This window comes from Bacillus cereus group sp. N6 (assembly GCF_016483705.1).
Lineage (GTDB): Bacteria > Bacillota > Bacilli > Bacillales > Bacillaceae_G > Bacillus_A > Bacillus_A wiedmannii.
The window spans coordinates 1-3338 of sequence record NZ_JAEHBI010000125.1 but is presented as its reverse complement, the minus strand read 5'-3'; the positions used below and the strand labels follow the sequence as shown (position 1 = coordinate 3338).

Genomic DNA, 3338 nt, shown 5'->3' with positions numbered 1-3338 from the left:
ATCCAACACAACTGTGCGAAAGATTGTGCTAGCATACATTTATTACTACAATTGTGTGCGAATTCAAGAAAAATTAATGTGCTTTCTTTTTACTGTCTACTATAAGAAGAGCATATCAAAGTTAAGGGAGTTTATTGTTTATGTACTGGTTTCAGGAATAAGAGAAGGAATAAGGACATGTAAATCCACCTCTATTATAACTTTTCCGAATTCTAAAGTATCTGTCTATATCTTGCATAAGAAAAGGAATAGATTAGGATTTATACTTCATTGTTGATATAAATAAATGTGAACTTCGGTTAAGTATTTTCTTCGTCAATATACTTTTAAAATTACACAACAGAGTCCGTATTTACCTAGTCAAGGCATACTACTATCAATGACAAGATTTTTAGAATCGATTTGTTCTAATTTTAAAGTATTCTCGACATAGGAAACAGTGGTTACATCCTTTAGCTCATTAACATCATTATAAAATTCAGTCTTAAGTTATACAGATTTTGTTTGATATTTGTGTTTCTAAATTTTAACAGACCAATTTGCATATTGATTAGAGCTTGAGTTTTCTATATAAGCGGGCACTGCGATAAATCTTTGATTACTTGTAGAATAACCAGAAAAGTTTAAAACAATTGCCAAAACAGCGCTATTAATTTGGAAAAATAAATACACAAAATACGTTATATTTGGATGCATAAAAACGTATTGATAATTCTATTTTTTTGTATTTTAAATATAGCAAAAAAAGGAAACAAGGACACCCGTTATATGTAGTTGTTTTTCGTCTTCAAGAGAGAATGATCTAGACAATAGCGTATTGTCTTTTAGAACCCTGTTTTTGATAAAAATTAATATACCCCCAATAACATGAGTGAGCTTGGTGAACTACTCGCCATTTAGCTTGAAGTGCAAGCTTCTTAGTTCGGCGACAAAAGTAACCTTTCGAATCCCCAAGTATTACTTTGGGCGTTCCCGCCTAGATGTCCGACGTTTAAACGCTATTTTCTTCCTGCAACCTCCCATAGCAAGTGATCAAAGAACTACATCTAGCTAGATTATCAACCATTTTTGGCTACGCCAAACCGTAATGCGTTTCCCACCTATCGTGTCCTATCGTCCTTCACACGCTGGAGGAAGTGGAATTATTCTAGTAAATTTATTAAATTTTAGCTTTCAAGGGCGATAAACGTGTTACAAATTGGTTTTTATTTTTGGTTAAATAAAGGAAAAACGTCTCTTATTAAAGAATTATATAAAATATATTAAATTGACAAATATAAAACGATATGTTTATGTTATTATTAAACTTATGTTAATGTGATTTTAACGATAATGTAAACGTAATGTTAAAATAGAGTGGTGGGTGGTATACGAATGGTTTACAAATTAGCTTTTGTTCAAAATAAGGGTGGTGTATTAAAATCATCAATGACAGTTAACTTAGCAGGCCTTTATGCGAAGCAAGGTAAAAAGGTGTTAATTGTAGATGCTGACCAACAAGGAAATTCTTTACTTTCATTTGGAAAAAATCCAGATAAATATCATATTACATTACATGATGTTTTAGTTCATTTTGTCCCGGCAAGAGAAGCAATAATAAATGTTTATAAAAATATAGATGTACTACCGTCGAATGAAATGATGAGTTTTTTAGATTTTGATATTTTACCTCACCTGGATACATACATAAATCCATTTCTTCTTTTAAAAGTGGCTTTAAAATCCGTTGAAGAAGATTACGATGTAATTTTATTTGATAGCCCCCCAAGTTCTGGATTGATTCAAAGTAATGTAATTTGCTGCACAGACAAAATTATCATTCCTTTTCAGCCAGAACAATATAGTGTAAGATCGCTTATAAAAATCATTGATGTCATTGATCAGTTTAAACAAAAACATAATGAAAATTTAAAAATTGCTGGAGTTGTAGCAACTCTCGTTCAAAAAAATACCAAGCTCCATTCTACAACAATAAAACAGGCCAAACGTTTTTGTGAAAAAGAAGATGTTCCTTTCCTAAATGCAAATATTCCTAGAAGTATTACTTTTGCAAATTCAATTGCTTATAAGAATTTGCCGCTGACTTTAGTAAAAAAAGATAATGAATTTGCATTCTATTATAAAAATTTATTTAAGGAGTTGAATGAACGTGAACAACCGCAATATAGCTGATTTATTCGCTGAAAGTGCATCTAGAGCCCAAGGTACTTTCGAATCAAAAGATAATATTAACATTAATGATATGATAACAAAACAAAATGATAATGAAATAGAATTGTTAAATAGTCAGGATGGAAGTGGAGAAAATGATGATATTTTAGATTTCTTAAAATTAGATCCTGACAAAAAGGTTGTTGGATTTCATTTAGATAAAGATATACGACAAGTTTTTAAAAAAGTATTAGGGAAAAATCCCCCGCGCGGTTCTCAATCAGAACTTGCTAATAGAATATTCCGTAACTTTTTTGAAAAAAGAGGATTATTATAAATTTTATATTACTGTATTTCTCGATTGGAAATATTTAACTCTTTTTATTCAGAGTGCCCTTTTAACTAAATCTTAAAGTACACTCTGGGCACGCTCTTAGTTTTTAATCATTACAACACTGGAAACAGTATTGTTCAGCACGATAAAGAATCGCATTGAATCAATGTAAAGCAGGGACTTATTATAAAAACATTGAGGACAATATATTAAGCCGTTCATAAGACATGCATGACCCTGTTTATTACTGATGACGATGTGCAACCCTAACGTTCCCAGCAGAACTCTTTTTCATCTATTTTCGTATTATCGAGGATTTGATTGGCTAGTTCAGTTAATTTTGGACGCTCTAGGATAGAGAATACGCGTTTTTAAATGTTTTTAAATGTTTTTAAATGTCTTTAAATCTGTATTATCTGAAATATTTTCATCTACTATAACTTGGAAAACCTTGCCTACTTTCTTAAAATCTCTCTGGTTTTCTGTATAATAGGTATATATTTGGTCTTTTGCAAAGGAAATGATATCATCCTTGTATTTTCTTATTTTATAAATAAAACTATTATTCTTTGATAACGATGGAAAATAAAGCATAGTAAATCAATATAGATAAGATATTCGTCAAACCGTTTTAATTTATACACGGAATAATATTCTACTAAAGAAGCGTAGTATTTAATGCTTTCATTAGAAATTTTTAGTTGCGGTAAAATGTTCTGGTGCAAATAAAGGATATATCCCAAAGAACAATGAGGATTCCTACCGGAATCGTTCTCTACCCTGTTAATCCAAATAATTGATGAATGAATTGTTTTTGATTTTGAACAGACTGATCCCGTAAATCAATCTGTTC

Annotated in this window: 2 protein-coding genes and 2 pseudogenes; 2 read left to right on the top strand and 2 right to left on the bottom strand. The window is 30.6% G+C overall.

The genetic code is table 11. The features are described from left to right. Positions 1 to 1374 precede the first annotated feature (1374 nt). Both JDS99_RS30175 and JDS99_RS30170 read left to right on the top strand, forming a co-directional pair. Positions 1375 to 2172 (top strand): ParA family protein, encoded by a 798-nt coding sequence (locus JDS99_RS30175; RefSeq protein ID WP_199696411.1) that lies wholly within the window; start codon positions 1375 to 1377, stop codon positions 2170 to 2172. Continuing rightward, positions 2150 to 2488, top strand: a complete 339-nt coding sequence (locus JDS99_RS30170) for a hypothetical protein (protein ID WP_199696410.1) — start codon at positions 2150 to 2152, stop codon at positions 2486 to 2488. Before JDS99_RS30175 ends, JDS99_RS30170 begins: the two co-directional genes overlap by 23 nt. A gap of 266 nt (positions 2489 to 2754) precedes the next feature. Here JDS99_RS30170 and JDS99_RS32640 read toward each other — a convergent pair. Both JDS99_RS32640 and JDS99_RS30165 read right to left on the bottom strand, forming a co-directional pair. Then, a pseudogene (locus JDS99_RS32640) lies at positions 2755 to 3204 on the bottom strand (Tn3 family transposase); the annotation flags it as partial. A 56-nt stretch (positions 3205 to 3260) separates the two neighbouring features. Next, positions 3261 to 3338, bottom strand: a pseudogene (locus JDS99_RS30165) (IS6 family transposase); the annotation flags it as partial.